23 protein-coding genes and 1 pseudogene are annotated in these 20513 nt (G+C 40.1%); 7 read left to right on the top strand and 17 right to left on the bottom strand.

The features are described from left to right. Positions 1-360: 360 nt before the first annotated feature. The 4 genes from M3661_RS25730 to M3661_RS25745 all read left to right on the top strand — a co-directional run bounded on the left by M3661_RS25730 (position 361) and on the right by M3661_RS25745 (position 2143). Entirely contained in the window at positions 361-513 is a 153-nt protein-coding gene (locus tag M3661_RS25730; protein ID WP_175400634.1) for a hypothetical protein, read from the top strand. After that, positions 510-1451, top strand: coding sequence for a hypothetical protein (locus M3661_RS25735; RefSeq protein WP_251489806.1), 942 nt, complete (start codon positions 510-512; stop codon positions 1449-1451). The genes M3661_RS25730 and M3661_RS25735 overlap by 4 nt, the downstream gene beginning before the upstream one ends. 75 nt (positions 1452-1526) lie before the next feature. Further along, entirely contained in the window at positions 1527-1706 is a 180-nt protein-coding gene (locus M3661_RS25740; RefSeq protein WP_251489808.1) for a hypothetical protein, read from the top strand. Positions 1707-1825: 119 nt separating this feature from the next. After that, entirely contained in the window at positions 1826-2143 is a 318-nt protein-coding gene (locus M3661_RS25745) for a hypothetical protein (protein WP_251489810.1), read from the top strand. Between the two features lie 331 nt (positions 2144-2474). Here M3661_RS25745 and M3661_RS25750 read toward each other — a convergent pair. Beyond that, a pseudogene (locus M3661_RS25750) lies at positions 2475-2651 on the bottom strand (penicillin acylase family protein); the annotation flags it as partial. Between the two features lie 317 nt (positions 2652-2968). Here M3661_RS25750 and M3661_RS25755 point away from each other — a divergent pair. Next, positions 2969-3340, top strand: coding sequence for a MerR family transcriptional regulator (locus tag M3661_RS25755; RefSeq protein ID WP_251489813.1), 372 nt, complete (start codon positions 2969-2971; stop codon positions 3338-3340). Positions 3341-3342: 2 nt separating this feature from the next. Beyond that, positions 3343-3660: a thioredoxin gene (gene trxA, locus M3661_RS25760; protein ID WP_251489815.1), complete on the top strand. Its 318-nt coding sequence runs from the start codon at positions 3343-3345 to the stop codon at positions 3658-3660. A 150-nt stretch (positions 3661-3810) separates the two neighbouring features. On the opposite strand, the gene M3661_RS25765 is transcribed toward trxA, so the two are convergent. From M3661_RS25765 to M3661_RS25780, 4 genes are all read right to left on the bottom strand, one after another. Continuing rightward, complete coding sequence (locus M3661_RS25765) at positions 3811-5343, bottom strand: vanadium-dependent haloperoxidase (RefSeq protein ID WP_251489825.1); 1533 nt, start codon at positions 5341-5343, stop codon at positions 3811-3813. Positions 5344-5579: 236 nt separating this feature from the next. Beyond that, positions 5580-5906 carry an AzlD domain-containing protein gene (locus tag M3661_RS25770; protein ID WP_021255845.1) on the bottom strand — a complete coding sequence of 109 codons (327 nt, stop codon included), beginning with the start codon at positions 5904-5906 and terminating at the stop codon, positions 5580-5582. Beyond that, positions 5897-6625, bottom strand: a complete 729-nt coding sequence (locus M3661_RS25775) for an AzlC family ABC transporter permease (protein WP_251489828.1) — start codon at positions 6623-6625, stop codon at positions 5897-5899. The genes M3661_RS25770 and M3661_RS25775 overlap by 10 nt, the downstream gene beginning before the upstream one ends. 79 nt (positions 6626-6704) lie before the next feature. Further along, positions 6705-7514, bottom strand: coding sequence for a TrmB family transcriptional regulator (locus tag M3661_RS25780; RefSeq protein WP_065294114.1), 810 nt, complete (start codon positions 7512-7514; stop codon positions 6705-6707). 105 nt (positions 7515-7619) lie between these two features. Between M3661_RS25780 and M3661_RS25785 the strand changes: the two genes are divergently transcribed. Next, positions 7620-7829, top strand: coding sequence for a hypothetical protein (locus M3661_RS25785; RefSeq protein ID WP_251489830.1), 210 nt, complete (start codon positions 7620-7622; stop codon positions 7827-7829). On the opposite strand, the gene M3661_RS25790 is transcribed toward M3661_RS25785, so the two are convergent. The 12 genes from M3661_RS25790 to M3661_RS30905 all read right to left on the bottom strand — a co-directional run. After that, positions 7826-8944 (bottom strand): RICIN domain-containing protein, encoded by a 1119-nt coding sequence (locus tag M3661_RS25790; protein ID WP_251489832.1) that lies wholly within the window; start codon positions 8942-8944, stop codon positions 7826-7828. The two genes, M3661_RS25785 and M3661_RS25790, sit on opposite strands and share 4 nt — an antisense overlap. A 440-nt stretch (positions 8945-9384) precedes the next feature. Then, positions 9385-10107 carry an AAA family ATPase gene (locus M3661_RS25795; RefSeq protein WP_251489834.1) on the bottom strand — a complete coding sequence of 241 codons (723 nt, stop codon included), beginning with the start codon at positions 10105-10107 and terminating at the stop codon, positions 9385-9387. 966 nt (positions 10108-11073) lie between these two features. Continuing rightward, complete coding sequence (locus tag M3661_RS25800) at positions 11074-11472, bottom strand: YrvL family regulatory protein (RefSeq protein ID WP_251489836.1); 399 nt, start codon at positions 11470-11472, stop codon at positions 11074-11076. A 294-nt stretch (positions 11473-11766) separates the two neighbouring features. Beyond that, positions 11767-12156, bottom strand: a complete 390-nt coding sequence (locus M3661_RS25805) for a hypothetical protein (protein WP_251489838.1) — start codon at positions 12154-12156, stop codon at positions 11767-11769. 956 nt (positions 12157-13112) lie between these two features. Next, the gene (locus M3661_RS25810; RefSeq protein WP_251489840.1) at positions 13113-13652 is read right to left on the bottom strand and encodes a hypothetical protein; all 540 of its coding nucleotides are present in this window, start codon (positions 13650-13652) and stop codon (positions 13113-13115) included. A gap of 76 nt (positions 13653-13728) precedes the next feature. Then, a complete protein-coding gene (locus M3661_RS25815; protein WP_251489842.1) occupies positions 13729-14154 on the bottom strand; it encodes a hypothetical protein in 426 nt (141 codons plus the stop codon). Between the two features lie 372 nt (positions 14155-14526). Next, the gene (locus M3661_RS25820; RefSeq protein WP_251489844.1) at positions 14527-14763 is read right to left on the bottom strand and encodes an aspartyl-phosphate phosphatase Spo0E family protein; all 237 of its coding nucleotides are present in this window, start codon (positions 14761-14763) and stop codon (positions 14527-14529) included. 145 nt (positions 14764-14908) lie between these two features. Next, the gene (locus tag M3661_RS25825; RefSeq protein WP_251489846.1) at positions 14909-16144 is read right to left on the bottom strand and encodes a helix-turn-helix domain-containing protein; all 1236 of its coding nucleotides are present in this window, start codon (positions 16142-16144) and stop codon (positions 14909-14911) included. 370 nt (positions 16145-16514) lie between these two features. Then, positions 16515-17153 carry a DUF4145 domain-containing protein gene (locus M3661_RS25830; RefSeq protein ID WP_251489849.1) on the bottom strand — a complete coding sequence of 213 codons (639 nt, stop codon included), beginning with the start codon at positions 17151-17153 and terminating at the stop codon, positions 16515-16517. 958 nt (positions 17154-18111) lie between these two features. Further along, the gene (locus M3661_RS25835; RefSeq protein WP_251489851.1) at positions 18112-19173 is read right to left on the bottom strand and encodes a hypothetical protein; all 1062 of its coding nucleotides are present in this window, start codon (positions 19171-19173) and stop codon (positions 18112-18114) included. Between the two features lie 285 nt (positions 19174-19458). Continuing rightward, on the bottom strand, positions 19459-19644 hold the full coding sequence (locus tag M3661_RS30900; protein WP_397376559.1) for an IS3 family transposase: 186 nt from the start codon (positions 19642-19644) through the stop codon (positions 19459-19461). A gap of 762 nt (positions 19645-20406) precedes the next feature. Then, a partial coding sequence (locus tag M3661_RS30905; RefSeq protein WP_397376560.1) for an IS3 family transposase occupies positions 20407-20513 on the bottom strand: 107 nt, incomplete at its 5' end.

A 20513-nucleotide genomic window follows, 5' to 3' on the forward strand; every position in this document is an offset into this window, starting at 1 on the left:
GTTAATGGCAGGCACACAAGCGCCACTGAAGAAGGCACTATTTTGTTATACCTTATAGTTATTAAGATTAGATGAACATTTTCTGAATTTTCTCGGCTTCCCCGCCACCATATCGTCTGAAATGACAACATATTTGTCGATTCTACCACCAATCTGTCATTATGATATAATCAGTAACTATAAAGTTCAACCTTATTCGACACTATGCAATAGGGACAAAGTCATCCGAATGAAGGATACCATTGTCGAAATTTGTCTAATCAGTATACGATACAAGGACACGCAGCCTTGATAGTTTACTATGGGCTTGCGGAGCATATCCTATTACTCTAGTTTGCTGTTAAAAGGAAGGGACTCACTATGTTAACATACTGTTGTATCGCAATTTTGTTTCTATTTGTCGCCAGCCAGACCGTCCTCTATTGGGTTCGGCGGAAGACGACGCCTTCGCCGGCGGATATTGACGCCCGGCTTGTCTCTATTGTGAACGGAGAGAGCGGGAGATCGACATGAAAAAAATACCTGTCTATTTCAGACCGTACCACAAGCCGAAGCAGCTCTATCATCTCGTGCATCGATGCGGCTCGTGTCAGGCCTTCACCGCGCTGGAGGAAGATGTCTGTCCTGTCTGCGGCAAAACCTCACTGCGCCCGATCGAACGGTACGCGGCCGCCCGGGTGAGGCGATCAATGCAGACGAAGCAGCTCTTCGCCCTGCTGCTTGGGCTCATCGGCATCCTGATTAGCGACACATTCGGTCATATGGCGCTCTGCGCCGCAGCGTCCATTCTGCTTATCGGCCTGCTCTGGTTCGTCCAGCGCAAGGAGAGGTCCGCCGAAGCCAGCCGCGAGCTGGACCAGCTGCTGCAGCGCGAGCAGGAGAAGCTGGCTCAGGATCTATACCGCGACTGGGAGCACGCCTTCTCGCATTGGGATGACGACAAGCAGCTCACCTACGAACTGCTGCGCCAGCTGCTGCCGTTAATCCGCAACGATACGATTCGTCTGCAGCAGTTGGCACTGCTTCATTACTTCGCACTGCGCAAAGATATGGAGCTGGAACTGGAACCGCTCTTGCTACAGCAATATGATCCGCTGTTGGCCGATTACATCGGCGAGATCGCCAAAATCAAGCGGGATCTGATCAAGGACCGCACGTTCCAGTTCGTCATCCATTATGAGCCGGAAATTCTCGGGCTGGACAACGGCCAGGACATCCTGGCGGGCGTAGCCGGCGCGGCCGTACGCATGAAGCGTTACGTGCTCGCCTATCCCGGATTGGTACGGCGCTACGCCCATCGACTGCCGAAGGTGCGCTTGCTCCGGCTGCACCGGATGATTCGACAGCACCCGCATGAAAAATGGGATCGCATCGCCGACGAGGTGAACCGGATTGTGCGCGAGAAATACGAATGGGATCCTGACTTTCAGGACTCGGCCGGGAGAGGCTGATGTATATGACGATCCGAAACGTCCTGAACCCGCTGAATATGATGATCTTGTTATGCACTGCCGCGGTGGTAATGATTGGCTTCAAGGGGATTCAAATGCTGGCGGGCCGCAGATCGGATGCAGGAGCATTTCAGCCGGTTCAAGAATTATTTCGAGGCGCAACTGGAGGACGGCAAGCTGGAGGACAGCGGTGATGCATCGATCAAGGTGAATCTGCTGGCTAATCCGATCGTCACGGTCGAAGCTGTCGAATAGCGAGGGCTTGTCATCCTCCTACTTCTGTAGGGGGATTCTTTATTTCTACTACATCTTCAATTGGTAAAAATATGTGTGAAACGTTGTTAAACTCTTTTTTCAACCAACTCAGGCCTACTGTGGACAAAAATCTCAAACCCAAGAAACAACGCAAGCGTAAAAACAAAACAAAGAAAGGCAAGAAGGGAGAAAAAGCTCCTACCACGACTCCAAGAAGAATCAAGCGTCTCGTGGAGTGGATGATGCGTCACACCGACAAGAAGACTGCTTTGCCTGCTGACCGGATATCTGACTTCTTCCAATCTCAGATTCTTACGGTCTCAGCGAATTTGGGCTTGCTCGGGGATCTTTCGGCACTTAGCACGACCAGGTTGGGACAGCGCCAGAGAAAAGTACTTCAACGGCTATCACATGTACATGATTTCTGTGGCGGATAGCATATGCGATTTGCCCCTGTATCCAAGACTTCAGCCAGCCTCACGGCATGATGCAGTCAGTCTCGTCATGAGCACAGTTGAATTCTAGCAACGTTTCACCTTGGGTTCTTCCCCCAAACCGCTCGGGATTCGGAGAAGTGGAAGCTCATTTACAAGCGTCGTACGTCCATCGGGCATTCCAACAAACGGGAGAAAGTCGACTACAAACTCGAATCCGATCGGCACCACTCCGAAAAAAACACTGAATCGGCCCATTCCGGGTCACGACAACTTCATAGGGCACCGGTGCCCCCACTTTTACCTTAATTTCCTCTTGATAAACCTTGGCATCCTCCCAGTTGCCTGCCAGATCATAGGCCATGTATTTGCCAATCGTCAAGGAGTCCACAGGCTGCCATTCCACGGGTTCATACCCCAGAATCGTAAATTCGACTGGCAGCGATCTGGCGGCTTTGGCTTGTTTGATGTAATTGTTGACGCCATCCGCATACCAATGCAGCAACCTTCGGTCTTATCGTAAAGCGTACCTGATCGTTCCCATTGTAGGCGCCTTTCTTATCGACGTGTTTGCCATGCCGTTCATCATTACGACGCTGAATCTATTTAAATAGGATACTTGGTGCCCTTTTAGGGATCACCATTCAAAACAATAAGACCTCCAGCCCACGATGTGGAACTGGAGGTTTTGCTGTATTTGCGCAAATGTTAAGACACCCCTTCTTGCTTGACTATAGTTATTCATACAAAACATCAACTAGTGGTTGACCTTAACACCAGTGTCAGGGTTTATAATGAAAAAGAATCATTCATGAAGGGGATTTGAACATGAGAATCGGGGAACTTTCCACCCGAACTGGGGTTAGCCTTCGCTCACTGCGTTATTATGAGCAGCAGGGATTGCTTACTCCCGCTAGGCATACGAATGGCTACCGCGAATATTCAACGTTTGCGGAAGAACAAGTGCGCACCATTCAGTTTTATTTAAGCCTTGGACTCACAACGGAGCAAATCGCTGGATTTCTGCAATGCGTCCTCAAGAATGAAGAAGCCTTCTGCCAAGAGGTGCTCCCGATATATGAGCAAAAGCTTGCGGAAATCGACGAGCAAATCCATCTTCTTCAATCTATAAAGTCCAATCTGCAAGAGCGCATCCGCTTCATTATGAAGGAAAGAAAAACAACAAACCGGGAGGAATAACGATGAGTATATACGAAGTTAATGAACAATCCTTTCACGGATCTATTCGCGAGCAAGGGGTTACACTTGTTGAATTCGGAGCAACGTGGTGCCCGCCATGTAAAGCGCTTCTGCCAATTCTCGACGAGTTGGATCAACAATATGGGGAACGGGTAAACGTAGTCAAGGTAGACTGTGACGACTCCCCTGCCATCGCGTCCGAGTACCGAGTTATGTCTATGCCGACGGTCATTATGTTTCATAACGGCGAGCCGGTAGAGAAACTCGTCGGACTCCGTCCAAAAAGCGTGTATGAGACGCTGATCGAGCGGTACGCTTAATTTAAGGATCTCTAACTAATTTGAAAAAAGAAGGCTGTATCTTTCATATTTCAATCCGTGACTGAATCGCCCACGTTCAAATAAACAGTAATATGCTTAAGCAGCCTTAGCTCGTGTTCCTTCGGGCTAAGGCTGCTTTATCCCCAGCGATCATTTTACAATTATGGTTGTACCGTCGAATTTCGTAAGCTTGAATCCGCAGAATGGTTCGTTAAACGTATGCCTGTAGTTGCGAAGCAAACCAATGGCGGCAGCCTCGCCCAATTCCATGCCATGGAAACAGTCAGAGCGATAATGAATGCCAGCAAATGCCCGAGCGATAGCAAAGTTATTGGCAAGCTTATTCAATTCACCGCCTATTGTGAGCGGCGCTCCGTTAAAGGGCTCAAGGGACAGACCGTCTTCGCTCACTGTAACCGGGTTCAGGAGAACAAAATCTTCATTGAAGAATGCCTTTAACATCGTAACGCCTGCGCCGGCAATTACAGCATGACCTGCCGGATAGGACGGATGTGCCGGGCAGCCTTCCGGATAAGCCTGCGGCAGCAAGTAGGTTCCGTATTTATTGAAGGTTAGATCCACTGCGGGAGAATTCAGGAGCTGCTCATTAATCGGATAATTTGCATTGTTCGTTATTTTCTGTTGAACGAGACCGCCAAACTCTTCCGGCCGCAGTCTCCGATGCACAAGAAACTTCTGATACCAGGCAGATTCCATCGAGAAATTCGCGGCCCGTGCGACCAAATCCAAAATATACGGAGAACCAAAGGTAACAAATCCAGTCTGGGTGCGCGAATGAAAATACGGATTAGCTGGATCAAGTGCGGAAGATCCTAAGCTCAACAAATATAAACAGGCCATTAACACACCTTGATAAGAAAAATCTTTATGCACCCATTCACTCAGATCTCTTCCGTTTCTTAAAAAACGAGGTTCAGGATCATAGACAATGGAAGCAGACGGAGCAGCACCATTTTGAATGCTCAACCATGTTTGATAATCCGTTAAGAAATGTTGACCCGCCAAAGGAACCTTGTATTTTTGAATAATAGAAGTGGCGCCAAATGGAATATCTTTATATAAAAATTGCGAGATATACGGCCCTACCAGATCGCCTTGCGTAACGCCGCGAAATAAAGTTTGCGGTGTTACTTGTCCATTTATTTTAGGCCCGTAAAAATCCTTCAGATTCGAAAGGTTCTCCGCTGCTGCAGCGGCTAATGGATCTCTGTCGTAGCTGTTGAACGGAACATCCCGCAACAACGATTGCCAGTATAGTTCTACCATATCGCTGGCGGCCGCAGCACTGTTTATCGAAGGAGGAGCTGGAATCGTTAAGGAATGTCCGTCGGGCCCGGCAAGATCATACACGTAAGCCCCTTGCGGATTAACGAGTTTGAGCATTCCCCCGAGGGGAATATCCTCGAATTTACTTGGCTTCCCGCTTTTCAATGCTTTGAGATATGCCTGGTAAGCATGTTGATCAACTTCTCCAAGACCGTTATGCGGCAGTCCCTTCGTGAAGTTTCCAATTTTGTTCGGATATTTTCTCTCATCGTGATTGCAAGGCTGCGGCAAGATTTTGTGCGACTTTTCTTCTTTAGCAGCTTGTTTTCGAATTTTATATGCTTTATGCCGCCGTTCCTTTGGATCTAAAGGGCCTAGTATACATGAGTCATCCATATGATTCCTCCTTGAGCGATTTGTAAGAAGCACAAAGATCTCTATAATTTATTCAAATGAATCGATTTAGTATGGTTATATGTAGAGTACCTGACCACAAAAGAAAAAGGGGCTCTATTCAAATGGTTGCTGCATACAAAAAGATCTAGCGGCTTGCCGCTAGACCCTTAGTACATCGCGCATATCAATTTCATATTTATAGCCTTGCATCCTTTATAAAACTCTAGGATCTAGATTCAAAACAATAAGCGTAAAATGATAATGGAAATAATACCGCCCAGTACGGTTCCCAATAAACTTCTTGTTTTTATCGCAATTAAAAAAGTCGGTATGGCTGCAAAAAATTCAATGTTGTTGGTAAGAGATGTAAGCTTTCCGTCATGGATAAATATCTCTTGACCTATCAGAGCAGCTATTACAGAAATGGGAACATAATTTAACCAACGCATTGCCCATTCTGGTAATTCAAAACGACTAAGCACCATAAGAGGAACGACCCTTGGAATGAACGTGACAAAAGCTGAGCCTAGAATAATCAAAAAAATGTCCCATCTTACTTCCATTTTTCTACCACCATTCCTATTGTTGAAGCGATAATTGTAGCCACAATAACGCCCATACTGCTGGACAAAAAGAAAGAACTTCCTACAGCAATGACCACTGCAATAATTGCGACAACGATATCAAGTTTGATTCTATTTCGCCCTAACATGGAGAGTACGAGAATGCCAATAAACATAGCTGGCAGGGCAAATGCTAGTCCGAATTTCTCCGGATTCGAAATCCATTGTGCCAAAAATGCTCCTGCTACATTCGCTACAAGCCAATTTACATAAGCGGTTATGTTGAGACCATGCATCCATTTCTCACTGATTCGCTTTTTCTTGGCCGCCTCGGTAATCGCGACACCGAATGTCTCATCGGTGAGTAGAGAACCTACTAGCATGTTGCGAAGTGGAGTAAGATGCCGGAAATAAGGTGCTAGTGCGGCACTAAGTAAAATATGACGAAGATTGACAAAGAAAATCGTAATAATAATGGCAGTAATCGAACTACTTGCTGCTATCATACCCGCAGCAATAAACTGAGCTGAGCCAGCATAGAGAATCATAGACATCAGAGCGATCTCAGCGATGCTAAGTCCCGCAGTCTTTTGGATCACACCTGCAGCTAATCCGATACTTAAATAACCCAGCAGCGTGGGGACACAATCTTTTACTCCTTGGATAAAGCCATCTTCATCTCTCGGAGACGAATTCATTTGGACGTTCGACAGACTCATTTCATTCCCTCTTTATTTTCAAGTATTAGAAGCTAACTTACTAACTACTACGAAAAAGTGAAAGAAAATACGGTTCAATTTATTTGAACCGTTTCCCGGTAACAACATGAAATAGGTTAGGAGCGTTTTTCCAAAGCGCTTCTGCTTTCTCTGGGCCCACTTCTTTCACTAATTCTGAGAACATAATATCATGCCTGATGTATTCCATCGCGATTAACACAAGTGCCGGGTCTTCCGTTTTTACCGCCCATGCAGGTGTATTTGGCGAGAAATTTGCAATTAATACTTCCTCATTGTCCCGTGCAACAATCGTTAAGCGACCGTTCATACGTTCCTCAGCTACTTCTGGAGCCATGTAATTGTGATGCGTAGTTGCTCCAAGCTGAATCTCAGGTGCTCCAAAAAGAATAGAAAAGACGTGGATATCATCCTTTATCCGCGTATCTACAGCACCTTTTATCGAATCGACTTGTGGTTCCCAGATCGACAACCATATTTCTTTTTTAGCTTTATCGATTATGTCAATCATTTCGGCCACAACGCGCTCATCACTGCTGATGCGTCGAATAACATCTACTTCTTGCTCACTTTCTAAGGCAGATAAATTCTTTTCAAGATAATCCATAGAATTGTCAAAGTCATTACGCAATCGGCGGATTAATTCTTTTGCTGGTAACGGCGCATAGGTTACAGGGTCAGAAGGTACTGTATAAACTGCACCTTTATCCATTAATTTTGCCAATACTTCATAAATCGTTGAACGAGGCACACCCGACCTTTTGCTTATTTCATATCCGGTTATAGGGGAATTTTTCAAAAGCCCTATGTACGCTTTACATTCATATTGTGAAAAGCCCCATTTCTGAAGTTCTTTAAAAAGTTCTTCCATGGCAACTCCTTTAGTAGTTAGTGTGTTACTTACTATAAAATAAAATGAATTAGCTGTCAAAGCTATATAGCGAATGAACGATATGGAATATGTAAAAATACTGGCTTGTATACGAGCCCTAACGACCCGCTCGCGGGCAACAATCTGTCCATCGACGAGAGCGTGAATGACTTCATTCAGCAAGGTGCCGAGACGAACAAGTCGAATCTTACTTATTCGGGCAAAGGGGCAAAGTCCTTCCGATTACGCGAGAATATGAAAAAACAGCTAGATCAATTTGATCTAACTGGTCATCTGAATCCCTACCCATATTAATTTAAAAGTACCAACTTCCACTTTTGAGCAGCGGTCCCGTTATCCGTCCAGATCTGCACGTTCGTACCGTCGTTCGTGCCTGATGAGGATACATCCAGAACCTTATTGCTGTTACTATTAATTAGTTTATACGAGCCATCTGTATTGCGTATGAAACTCCATTTCTGTGCACCTGAACCGTTGTCATCCCAAATCTGCACGTTTGTACCGTCTCCTGTCCCCGAACTTGTCACATCCAGTGCTTTGGCACTAACCGCGTTAATCAGTTTATATGTGCCGTCTTGGTTTCGATACACGGTCCAACGTTGAGCTGCTGATCCGTTATCTGAATAAATCTGAACATTGGTGCCATTCGCTACCCCTGATCCTTGAACATCCAATGCTTTCCCACTGTTTACATTAATTAATTTATAGGGTCTTCCCACAAGCACATCGTTGCTAGTCAAGTTTGGATCCTTGGAATATTGCTGCCATAACTGATCGACAGTCTGGCCAGTTACGTTCACCCATAATTGTTCACTATAAGTTCGATTACGAAGATTGAAGTCCATCTCATTGACAATCGACGGACGGATCCGATTTTCCAGCCATACGAAAAAGCGAGCTGTAACTTGGTAACTATCCGTATATTTTTGATTAGGGCTATAATTAGGCAGGGACCATCCTGCCGGGCCATTATTTCTGCCATATTTATAACGGGCATAGTCTGCAATCCCTTCGGTTATCCATCCCGGACTTCCCCCAGGGTAGGCTTGAACGATATGCATTAACTCATGGGTCACCGTATCGATATCTTCCGGATTCTTTCGCAGCCAATTAGAGCTGAATTTAACATTACCCCCACCTGCTTCCGCAACACCAGAGTATGTCGGATCAATTGTAAAATGTACTTTCCGAGCTGCCTGACCATTGAAACGTGCAACCATTTGAGGATATACGATAAAGAAGGTATCAATCATTCGTTGTTTCACTGTCGAATCAAAAGAAGGATCCTCGTTATTCACTTCTAATGTGTAGGTTCCGTCTGTGTAGGAATTAGTCTCGGCAGAGACCACCATCACTTCAGAACTGAATAGTACCAGCATCATCAAAATCATTGACAATTTTCGAATCAAATCCTATTCCTCCTTGTTTGAACCTTACTAGCTCTTACCGTTGTCAATCCTTGGTTGCAAGCGTACCTAATGTCATCGATTACAGCCAGAAAATTCGCTTAACGCACGCCAGAAACGTGTTTTGGCCACATAACACCACGGACATGCAATATCGCTGATAATTCCCACCTTCATTGAAACGCTCCTCCTTCCCTCCCTATAATCCACAGCTGTTCCGATACTTTAGCGATAATGGTTCACTCAATGCTGTGGCTTACCAGGGAATATTATGCAGATTATTCTTTTTTATGAAGTCTATTTTTTCATATATTTCTTGATCAAGTATTCAAAACCAACGCATATTTGACCAAAAAGCAAAAGGACACAATAGAGCTTATTATTTGCTCTACAGTGCCCATATGAATTCTTCGGATGTGAAATGTATTGGGTGGACTTTATCATTACTCTGCTTGATGTAGCAAGAGGTTTTGATAAAATGCTGAGTCTGGATCGCCGTTTTCGCCTTTTTCGGTAAATTGCTCATACGTTCCTTGAAATCTTATACTCCCTTTGTGCAATAAATGAATTTTACAATGTATATTTCGAAACTCATGTAAAGTATGAGTGGAAAGAATGACTGTAGAACTTGTACCAAGAGTAAGTCTTTCTATTCTTTTTAAAATTTGCAATCTTGCTTCGGGATCAACTCCGGAAGTCGGTTCATCGAATACATACAGCTTCCTTTGCATAAGCGTTACCGCCAAAATACTTAAGTACCGTCGCTCGCCTATAGATAACTGACCAAATTGGGTATCCCATACTTTTTCCATTAACTCAATTTCCGAAGATTCCATGTATTTATCGGTATAAGGAGTATTCGAAACTTTTATATGATTATTGTGATCCGTGTACAAAAAAAATCGAAACAAATCCTTCCCTTTCAAAGTCGAAGGAAATGATAATCCCTGTAACTGATAAATAATTTCAGAATGGTTAGGTACACCTTTGATTTCTTTGGGTCTTGGGATAACATTTGTAATCAAATCAAAAAGCGTCGTCTTGCCGGAACCATTTTTACCTATAATGACGTTTACTATACCCTGTTTAAAACCTACAGTTACATTCTCCAAATTACTCTTATTACAATTCTTATGCCTATAATTTAAATTCTCAATTATAATCATATACCTGCCCCAATTCATGTTCGATTTGTCGAGGATACGATTCTTGTATATCTCATCCCCAAAAGTCCGATAGCCGTATATAAAATCAGGCCGAATACGATATGAGCCGAGCCAAAATTCATATATTCCTTACCCGTTATGAATTCTGCTATTAATAAATTCAAAGCTCTAACCAGTTCTAATGGATTGATATATAACAGCAGGATTCCCCACGACAATGATTGTGACAAATTGTTAGCGGTTACTAACAAAAATACAAGTAGGAGCATATTCAATACAGTAACTAGTGATTCTTGCTTCATCGGGAAGATCATAAGTATTAAAAAGAAGAACATTATCGGAATTGCCCCGATTAAGCCCGCAACGACGGAACTAATCATAAATAATATAATTTCTGTAGGGTTATGTAGACTGCATAAGCTGGTCACTAGAGAAAAGATGAGGATCGAAAGAATCAGGAAGGATAATTGCGTAAAGACTTTTCCTATAATCATAGGGTACTTCGTGCCCGAAACGAATGCGAACATTTTCAAGAAGCCATCTTCTCTCGTACGGATCAAACTTGTCGTAACCTCAATAGACATAACGAATGTAATATAAGCTAAGAACATGCTGGCTTGATATTGAAAAAAAGAAGCTTCTGGCCTAGTCAAGATCCAATTGTAATGATATACGAAAAAAAGAATTAAGGGTAAAAGCAAGTACCACAAAAAACTTACTTTCTGATTCAACGTTATTTTTGCATACAATCGAATATACTCTCGAACAACTGACAATGTAATGTTCACTCCCCGTTAACCGAATGGAATCATTTTACCAATGTTAAAAACATCTATCCGCCTCGTTCCTGTATTGCAAAATTTCGTTTATAAAGTAGGAGTAATTGTGCTGTAAGAAGGCTTCAATATCTGGTTTGTTGTTTTGGAGCGTATCAAAGTTGTGGAGGTATTATAATGATCTACGATCCTATTCTTTTTTCTGAAAAAGTAAAGTATCAATCAAATAGATAATAAGAACAAAACCAATCTCAGAAAATATAGAAAAATGAACGGATGTCATCCATTCATCAATCAGATGAACGGCAATAAAATCGAGGAATATTCGAAAAATAGCGTCATGGTACTGCTTAAAATGTAGACCTGTAGAGAGGAAATACCTTGTCTTCAAAAATATAAATAATACTTTGGTAACCGCATCAGCAACGAATGATAGACCGATAAACAGAAACACCGATGTCCACGATTCGTATTGAATTCCTAATACCTCAAAAATACCAATATGGAAGAATAGGAAAAAGGCAGCCACGCCGAGCAGAATAATAAGCAACAGTATACTTACAAATACAATAGGAACTATCTTTTTCATGATTCTTTATTCCTTTTCGTTTTCTATCCTCATTTTTAATAACATGGTTACAAGTAAAGAAGCCAACTATTGAAGCTGGCTTCTTTTTTCATCATATCCTCACCTAGAGTAATTATTAAATCATTATTCTTCTATTTCATCCTCAATTTCATGGGGAAGGAGCTTTTCTTCTAACAGAACTGACTTTTTGCTTGCCTCCAAGCTATCCAGAGGTTCTCTAGCGTCCCATTTCAGTAAAAGGCTCAGATAATTTTGATATATTCCTCTAAGTAATTGCTGAACTCATAAATTGGACTATCTTTTCGAAAGCGTTACTTCCTCTTCTTTGTTATTCCATTTGATCTTTGCTTTTAATGAATCTGTTTGAAGTTTCTCACCTGCATCTTGTTCTTTTACATACTTCACACTATAAATGTAGGGAGGTTCTTTGTTGATCTGCGTCGATCCAGAAGCATTGAAATCGCTATTTAGAAACTTGAATTCCAATGAATTCAATAGACTTTCTTGTCCAATATATTCGAAGCCGATCTCAAAGTGATCGGGTACCGAATTTTGCACAACTTTAACATTCCAAAACTCACCACTACCTTTATAGACTTGCTCTTCTCCACAGCTTGTTAATGTGAACGAAGTGGTAATAACGAGTATAGTAAAAAATAAAAAAGAGCTTCTGCTTACCTTCAAAGTCCTCAACTCCTTGACAGACTACAGGGTCTACCATATTCATTTCTTTTACTCCTTAGTTTCCAAGCTTCGTTCTCCCTTCTAATTATGAGAGAGAACTCACAAGCTACAAGTTTCTGTTACTGTGAGTTCAATCCGCTCATTTCAGCTTAATGAGATTTAGGTCATGCTTGATGGTGTGATAGCTAACGTACCCTATTAAGTCACTTCTTCTTACTCCACAAGAATGTTTTTAGTGCAAATAAAATCAAGACAACCGTCAGAGTAATCGAATAGTATATGTTTGTATGGTCATATGAGATTGTATAGTTCCATGACAAGATAACCATAAGTACAAACAATACCATTACAGTTTGATCTGATTTGAAAATGTTTTTTTGAAAATCAAGCTACCTACAAGAGCGGCTATTATGAAAACAGCAAATACAATTAGCAAGATATTGTGCATAGCCCCTCCTTTCTGTTCGATCAATTATTTGAGGTTATAACAAAATATGGTACAGGGAGCCAATGAAAATTAAACGTTACTCCCTTTCCATCGTTTTTGTAGGACAGTTCATTCGCAAACCATAAAGCGCCGAAACCTGCAACCGACGACCAGAACGACATGATTTGACCTCCAGGAATCAATGACGCCATGCTTGCTAAAAACCCAGATAAGCCTGCACCTTGATTAAGTGCATTTACCCAGCTCTTTGTTTCTGAATCGCTGTATGTGACAGCAACTCCCTGCCAAGTTATTTTATTTTGAACGATTCCGCCAAATGCAATATTTTGTACCCGTGGCCATGAACCTCTTTATAATACTTCTTGCCATGTAATTAATGAAACCCATTCGGAACTCCGTCAATTATCAAAAGAAATAAACCATTAGACTGGGAATAGATCGAGAACAAAAAATGTAACTGCTATTGAAACTAGCAGGTTTGCATGTAAATCAACATAGATCTATGTAGTCATTTCTTTTTTCTGTGCTTAATTTTCGTAATCCAGTACTCAAACCCGATGCATATTTGTCCAAGAATGGAGAGGAGAACAGAGATATAAAAAGCGGTATCCAATCCTGAAATGGATACATACGGAAAAATGTTAAAGACGAAGTAAATAACAAACGTATCTCCAATTACATTGACAATGTGACTCATCACGCGAGTAGGCTTTTTTTTCAAGAGAGCCAATAATAACGCATAAATGAACGGATGTATAAATGATTCTACCAGCAGAAACAAGAGGATTATGTACATCGAAACTGTGAATGCGGCATAATGATTTGGAAATGAGAGTGTTTGGTTTAATGCTCCGATTCCGGTTAACAATACTGCGAATAATCCAGCCAACAACGAAACGATTGTGAGTAATAGAAGTGCCAACACTGGTATTAGCCACAACTTTACTTTAAATGGCGGCTTGGGTTCATTATCTTTACGATTGACTATATAATTCATAAGATGTAAAAAACCAATAAAAATAATTATCACAAACAGCAAATAGGTCATACCATCTCCCCCCTACTAAATAAAAGTATAAGGGGGACACAAAGAGCTTTAATAGCCCTTTGTGTCCCAAATTAGCTTAGAGTCCAATAAAGAGTACAATCCATTCTGCAATGGTAAGAGCATCTCCAGGTGACAATCCAAGTGCAACAAGTCCTAATTTAATCGGTTCAGTCTGCCATTCAGTAAGTTTGTCCAAAAAGTCAGCAGCCTTACTTGCATTTTTTTTGATCCAGTCCGACCCATCTTTGCTGATGATTTTCAGAAGATCCCCAAGCAGTTCTCCACCGTAACGGAGACCATTCACAATCAGTTTCTTCAACATTGAAGTTGGAAGAGACTTTACGCTCACCTGAGATCCTTGGTAAATGACTGTCGTGGGAATAGATTGTGTAATAATATTATAAGTGACTGGTTTTGGATTAACTGCTGCTGCTGAAATTGAAGGTGCAACTGCCGTTGTCAGAATAACTGAAGAGAGTACTGCAACCACTACTTTTTTCAAAAAAATCTTCCTCCCTATATAATATGATTTAAATTTTCTAGAGATGCAACCACAGGGCCAATTCAAATGAATCTACACTAAATGCAAGCTTGATGTAGCGTACATATATGCTGACTGTGTAAAAGTTTTGAACACTACAACAAAAAGTCACCCCCCCTTTATGTTAATGGCTACCCAATCCAATACTACAAAGATTCAGTTGGTGTTATAATGACTCTAGCTGTTTGCTTTGCAAGGCAAAGGAAAGAGCGCATCGGAGTCGATTTTTGGTGTTGCCTGCCTATGCTCATCTGGAATCGACTCTATATTATTGAAACAAGAGAGCTAGCATAACTAACATGTAGCAACCTTGAGACAACCTCTTTAATCGACTTATCTTGCTTGATAGAAAAGAATACGACTAGCTCCTTCTATCGTCTTTTCGTTACCTTTATTCTTCGTTTCCGAAAAATTCATTTTTTGAAGCTGCAATATGTACCAGTCGAGTTCCTGACTAATTTCCACTACATGTCTATCACTTAGGTTTTTCATACTTTCTACTGTTCTTGCCAATCGTTCACGCAATTCTTTAACTTTTAATTGAATAAATTCCTCTTCTTGAGTTAGCATCGAGATTGGATACCCCCTTCTCAATGACAATTTAAACCAGGTTTCCTATATTCGTAATTTTTTTCCTCTAACAAAACCTTTTCGACATATTCTGCCATAAAAAAATAAGAGGTAGGATAAGTAATAATAATTACTTTCCTTCCTCTTACTTGGTCGAGTCATCAACTTGTTGCTGTGCCCATTTGGGTAATATAAATAATAATAAATTGAAACAATCATTCGCCCTGACACGAGAATCTACACCTATATAATGCAAAATACTCAGCATGAAGCAGTCAATAGCTTCTTTATATTTCTTTAGCAGTATGTAATATCCAGCTTTTAACTTAAAATACAGAGCCAATTCAGATTTTTTGAAAGGCGTCTTATATTCAGTGTTTATTATTTGAGATTCATACTTCTTTAGTAACATGTTAATTGAAACTAGATCTTTATTATGAAGGTATAATTCGAAAAGCTCATTAATGATATGGATGATTTGATCAGATGAGGATAGCTCTAAACAGATAAGGAGTTGTGATATGGCCTGCTCAATATGTCCTTTCTTGCCAAGGATGCAAGCTTCATTAAGCTTAACATTTTCATGTATCTCTTCAAACGGGTATTTCTTACTTTCGAGCATGTATTGCTCCGCCAAAAAGTAAATACCCAAATAGTAATAGGCATTGCAAGTCAGAAGCAAAGCACGAGCTCTCGTAAGTGAATCACTCTTATACTTTTCCACAACAGCAGAGAGTAACTCAATGCTCTTCTCATGCATTTGTAGCGCGTAAGCATGAAACCCTAATTTGAAATGAATAAGCGCTTTCTCCTCTTCTGGGAAAAAACTAATGTAATTAAGAAGGTATATTCCAGTATGGAATGTCTGCTCCAGCCTGCTAAAATCATTACGTTCAATCAAGTACGTTTGAAAAAAAGCTTTGGCAACGTAAGGTTGTACTCCGTGCTCTCTGGCATACTTTGCGATTAAAGCAAATAATCTGAGTCTGATCGCATTATCAGTCACAGCTTCTGTCATTTTGTACAGCTCTTCAATTAAATCGTAGCTGTCTTCACTGTCAGATTGCAGGAACCTGGCTGCTATCTTTTCAATAACTGTGCTTTCGCCCCTCTGAATAGCTTCCATTAGCAGACGGTGCAGCACCTTCTTACGCCTCTCCGTTACGATGTAATGACCAACCACATCCGAATATGGAATGGATAACGAAGAAGTTAAGGAAAGAATAGTAGTTAATTCAGGATGCTTTGTCTCTCCTCTTTCGATTTTCGATATCGTTCCTTTAGGAATACCTGATAAAGTAGATAAATGCGGTAAAGTGTATCTACGACTCTTCCGATAATCGTAAATTAACTCACCGATTAGCCTATTTTCATTACTCAAATCATCACCTTCTTTCAAATGCACGCTTACATTAAGTTAAAACCGAAAATACCATATATACACAATTTAAACAAATAAATGAGCATTATATTGCACTCAAATTTAATTAACAAAGTGCACCGTGAAAAGAATAAACAGAAAATGAAATTAATCGGAATCAATAAAATGAGAGTACTTTTTAGAAGCCCTCGTAGATTGTAAAACAATTATAACTATATGATTTAATTAAGCTTATGTAGACTAAACGCTGTTAGGCCCTTAGGATTGTTGCTGATTCACTTCCACAAATCATTTTTTGCTGACCAAAGATCGGAGTTCCCCATCGTGCATACGGTGTTAAGTGATGTCATCCCATCTTGGAGTACCATCATTAAGACTTTGAGAATTTTTTAATATAATGATTAATAAACTCAATATAATCATCATGGCTAGAATCAATAATAAAAGTATATATTTCATTCATTCTTGCCTCAATTTTGATGTTACTTTCTTCGCGATTAAACCTAACATCTAAATAAAGATCATCGATAGAGTCATTCTCAATTTGACTATCCCTTGGGAAATCATAAATGTATCTTTCTGTGCTCGCATTGAACAAAGCAACTACATCTAAAAAATCTGATACTTGTTCTTCATTCGGAACCTCAAATTTGTGTTCAACCAAATTCCTAACTGAGTTGATTTTATTTAATATTCTCGGTGCGATAATTCCTAGTTCTTTTAATTTTTCTATTTTTTTAGGTATATTCCATTTTTCCTTTTTGGCCAATCCATACAATCCAAATGCAATCAATAAAGAATCAATTTGACAATCAAGAGACCTTTTTGCATTTGATAGTGTATTAATTAATCTATGCCGCTTTTCAATTCCTGATTCAATATCATATTCAGAATAAGATAAGTATTCTGATGGCAGTACATCAAAAGGAATAATTAACTCCTCATGCCCACGGCAACTCCAATAACTATCCTTATTCTTTAGAAAACCCATCACTCCGGAAAATTCCATTAACTATTCATCTCCTATATATTATTTTTTAAGTCACTAACTTGTATTCCGATATCCACCGGCAGATGGATGTTTCTATCTGCTCTCGCATCCCCGAAATCCTTCAGACAGACCGAGGGTGAACGCCCCGCAGTTTAACTAATTGATCAATGGGGACAAAGTCGAGTATGTCCGGCTGAATCATACGTAATGCAATAAGTTAATAAGTTCATTTACTTCAGCAAGCGATTGTCTTTCTCTAAGAATGATCCCGACTGTGACATAGTTTGATCATATGTTTTTAGGTAGATGCACTCAGTTCGACTCTACATTTTCTGCTATTGACTTTCCATTCTCGTATTACTGAAGCCATTTGTCCCTTAAACTCACGGGTAAATTTCTTCAGGCGAGTCATATATCGTTCTTCTATCTACGAGCCCGAGAGGCTAAACGGAACGCAGCAACTGAAGCCGCTTACGGACTTATCCTCACAGGAGTCGTCTGCCTGATTCCAATTTGTCGGGAAGACCATAGTCGAACATCCCGATGCGTGATGTTCTGTGAAATTCGTTATCTTTGATTTAGATTCAAAAATCCCTATACCTATTTGTTTTTTATCAGTCAGACAGGTTCTAATCAGCATTTTCAAAGAGTTTATGTAATGTTTAATTAGCCTCGCAGGGTTGTCTGCTGATAAACTTCCTCGGAAGGCCTCTTCAGACCAAGGAGGTGATAGCGACACAGCGTGAATATAGTCTTGGTATAATGAGGTTCAGCTCATCTTCGACAACACTCTATCAGGCAACTTCCCCCAGAATTTCAAAGCGGATTTATGGCCCTCGCTATGTATATCTAAACATAATGCCACTTTACCCAAGTAAGCTTATTTAAGTGTGTCAATACTTGAATAATGGTATAGTATCTGGCTAACTAACTATTGACTTCGATTAACTGGTTTATGCGATCGACTTTTTGTAAACTAACTTCTATGAGAGCTGATCTTTGTAGTTAAAATGTCATTTTTTATTTTTTCTTCGGAAAGCTTAGCATCGTTGAATAGCCTATTGTAATATTCTCGCCCAAACCAAAGCGTATACTGAGTCATCTGTTCTGCTTTTTTACTGTTTATTTTCCCCAAGCAAAAATAGTAGGCAAATTTTACATCTGCATCAATTATACTTTTTGGGATTTCTACTGGATAGTTTACACCCGTGAATATCGAGTACTCATTACTATTAACTTCCTTTAAAATATCATTAAACTTTTTATAACCGTTATATTCTGTTTCAAATTCTCCATGTTGTGGATTCACAATATCAATTGAATACTTTTTGGAATACTTTTTTACATCGTCAGAATAAATTTGCACTATCATTCCACTATTACTGATCTGTGCCGAATTCTCAATAGCATTATTTATATGCCCCTGTCCCTTTAAAGGGAGATAGGGAAGATCGATACTTTCTCCAGGAAGTATTAACTCAACATCATCATAGATAAGACCTTGGTATCCCCCAATCCCCCTCTGATGATGACTTAAAGTAAAATCATATACATTTTCACTTTCAAAGGAAATGTTATCAAATAATAGCTTTACAACAATATTCTTCGCAGAACGTTCCCCGGTATTTGTAATTTTTAATCTCCAAGTAGTCGGGACTGAGAAACTATATCTGATTTCATCATTAGAATATCTCTCTAAAAATAAGTTCCCCCCCATAGTTTCTGAATACTCACCTTGTTCATTTACCACAGACACTTTAAATTCAGGTTGCTTAATAGATTGATTATAAGCTACCAAAGCTATACAAATACCTAAAACTGCTACTAGCACAGAAACATATGCAAAAAAATGACTATGATTAGCCAATGTATTTTTTATATCCGCAAACTGAAACTTATTCTTAGTCAACAAGTAAGCAAAATAGACTACAAGCGCACCCAAAATACTCCAAGCAAATATCTCTAGTCTTTTCATAGCTACTCCTAAATTTTTAATGTCTATCGCATCGTTCTCGTATTCATGATGTCGATATTTCATAGATAACACCTATCTTAGAAAGATCGAAGAATCCACTTATTTCCACCTTTTAATACCAAAGTTGGACGTAGTTAAACAGTCTCTAAATAGCTCTTTCAAAGGGGTTATGTACTGTTCTTATAATTCACCATTCACTAACTCCATAATGAAAATCATTAAAGTTACAGGTTTAATCCATATCTCCAATAAACATGTATTTGGACTGTTAACACTAAACTAGACAACTTTTTTAAAGACCAAATTTCTATAATAAAGTGGGCTCATATAGCCTAGTGTTCCGTGACTTCAGTGTTTATTGTAGCAGTTTACATTATCATTTAACTCCAATTTCAGATGCTGAAGGCGATGAAAGCTCATTTGGTTAATGAACTCCTTTTTCTTGATCTTAAATACGGCTTCAGTAATGGTATTGTCGTAGGGACAACCTTTCATGCTTAGAGAACGATCGATTTTGAACACAGTCAACGTCATCGATCAACTTGTTCTTAAACTCACTAACACGATCGGAATTGAATTTGACGAAGATGACCTTGTACGGAAGCAAATGCCCGTGCTAATAGTGCAGCATTTTTGTTAGATCCCACACTGGAACCAATAATTTCTCGATTTAAAGAGATCGACTAATGCACACAGATATAGCGCCATCTATTTTTGACTCTGACATACGTTAAATCGCTTACACGTTTAGCTTCAATTGACGATTCCAATTCATTGGATTGCTGTGATTCGTTACATGCAGCCTTGTGAGGTTTGTATTGAGCAACTGTGTAGGAGGATACAAGGCCTTGTGACTTCATAATTCGACCAATTCGTCTTCTGGATTCGATAAATCCAAGTTACTCAAAATCATATACTAATTTACTGGTTTTCTTGTTTGCCATTAAATTATCAAGAAGCCCGCATGGAAATGTGGAGTACAATAAATTTATTAGATTCAAAGATGTATTTATTAATTTGTTATCAAGTGTCTTATTTAATTCTAACTTCATGAAATATCCCCTCAAATTAATTTTACAGTAATTTCACATAACGTTCTTGTATCTATGAACCCGAGAAGTTTATAAAAGCGCAAGCGACTAGGGTCATAGAGCGAAGCCTTCAGCGTAGATACGGTGTTATGTGATGCTCTCGGCTTCTATTCAGAATTGATGCCAAAGTTATTGATTTTCAAGAGTAACTATTTATTATCATTTTTAGTGAATTTAAATGCGTTTTTGGATTGTCAACACTAAATCAGACAGCTTTTTTAAGGGATAATCTTCTGTAATCTACTGGACTCATATAGCCTAAGGTTCCATGGATGCGATGTTTGTTGAACCAATTTACGTAGTCATATAGCT

Source organism: Paenibacillus sp. MER 180 (assembly GCF_023713665.1).
GTDB classification, from domain to species: domain Bacteria; phylum Bacillota; class Bacilli; order Paenibacillales; family Paenibacillaceae; genus Paenibacillus_B; species Paenibacillus_B suaedae.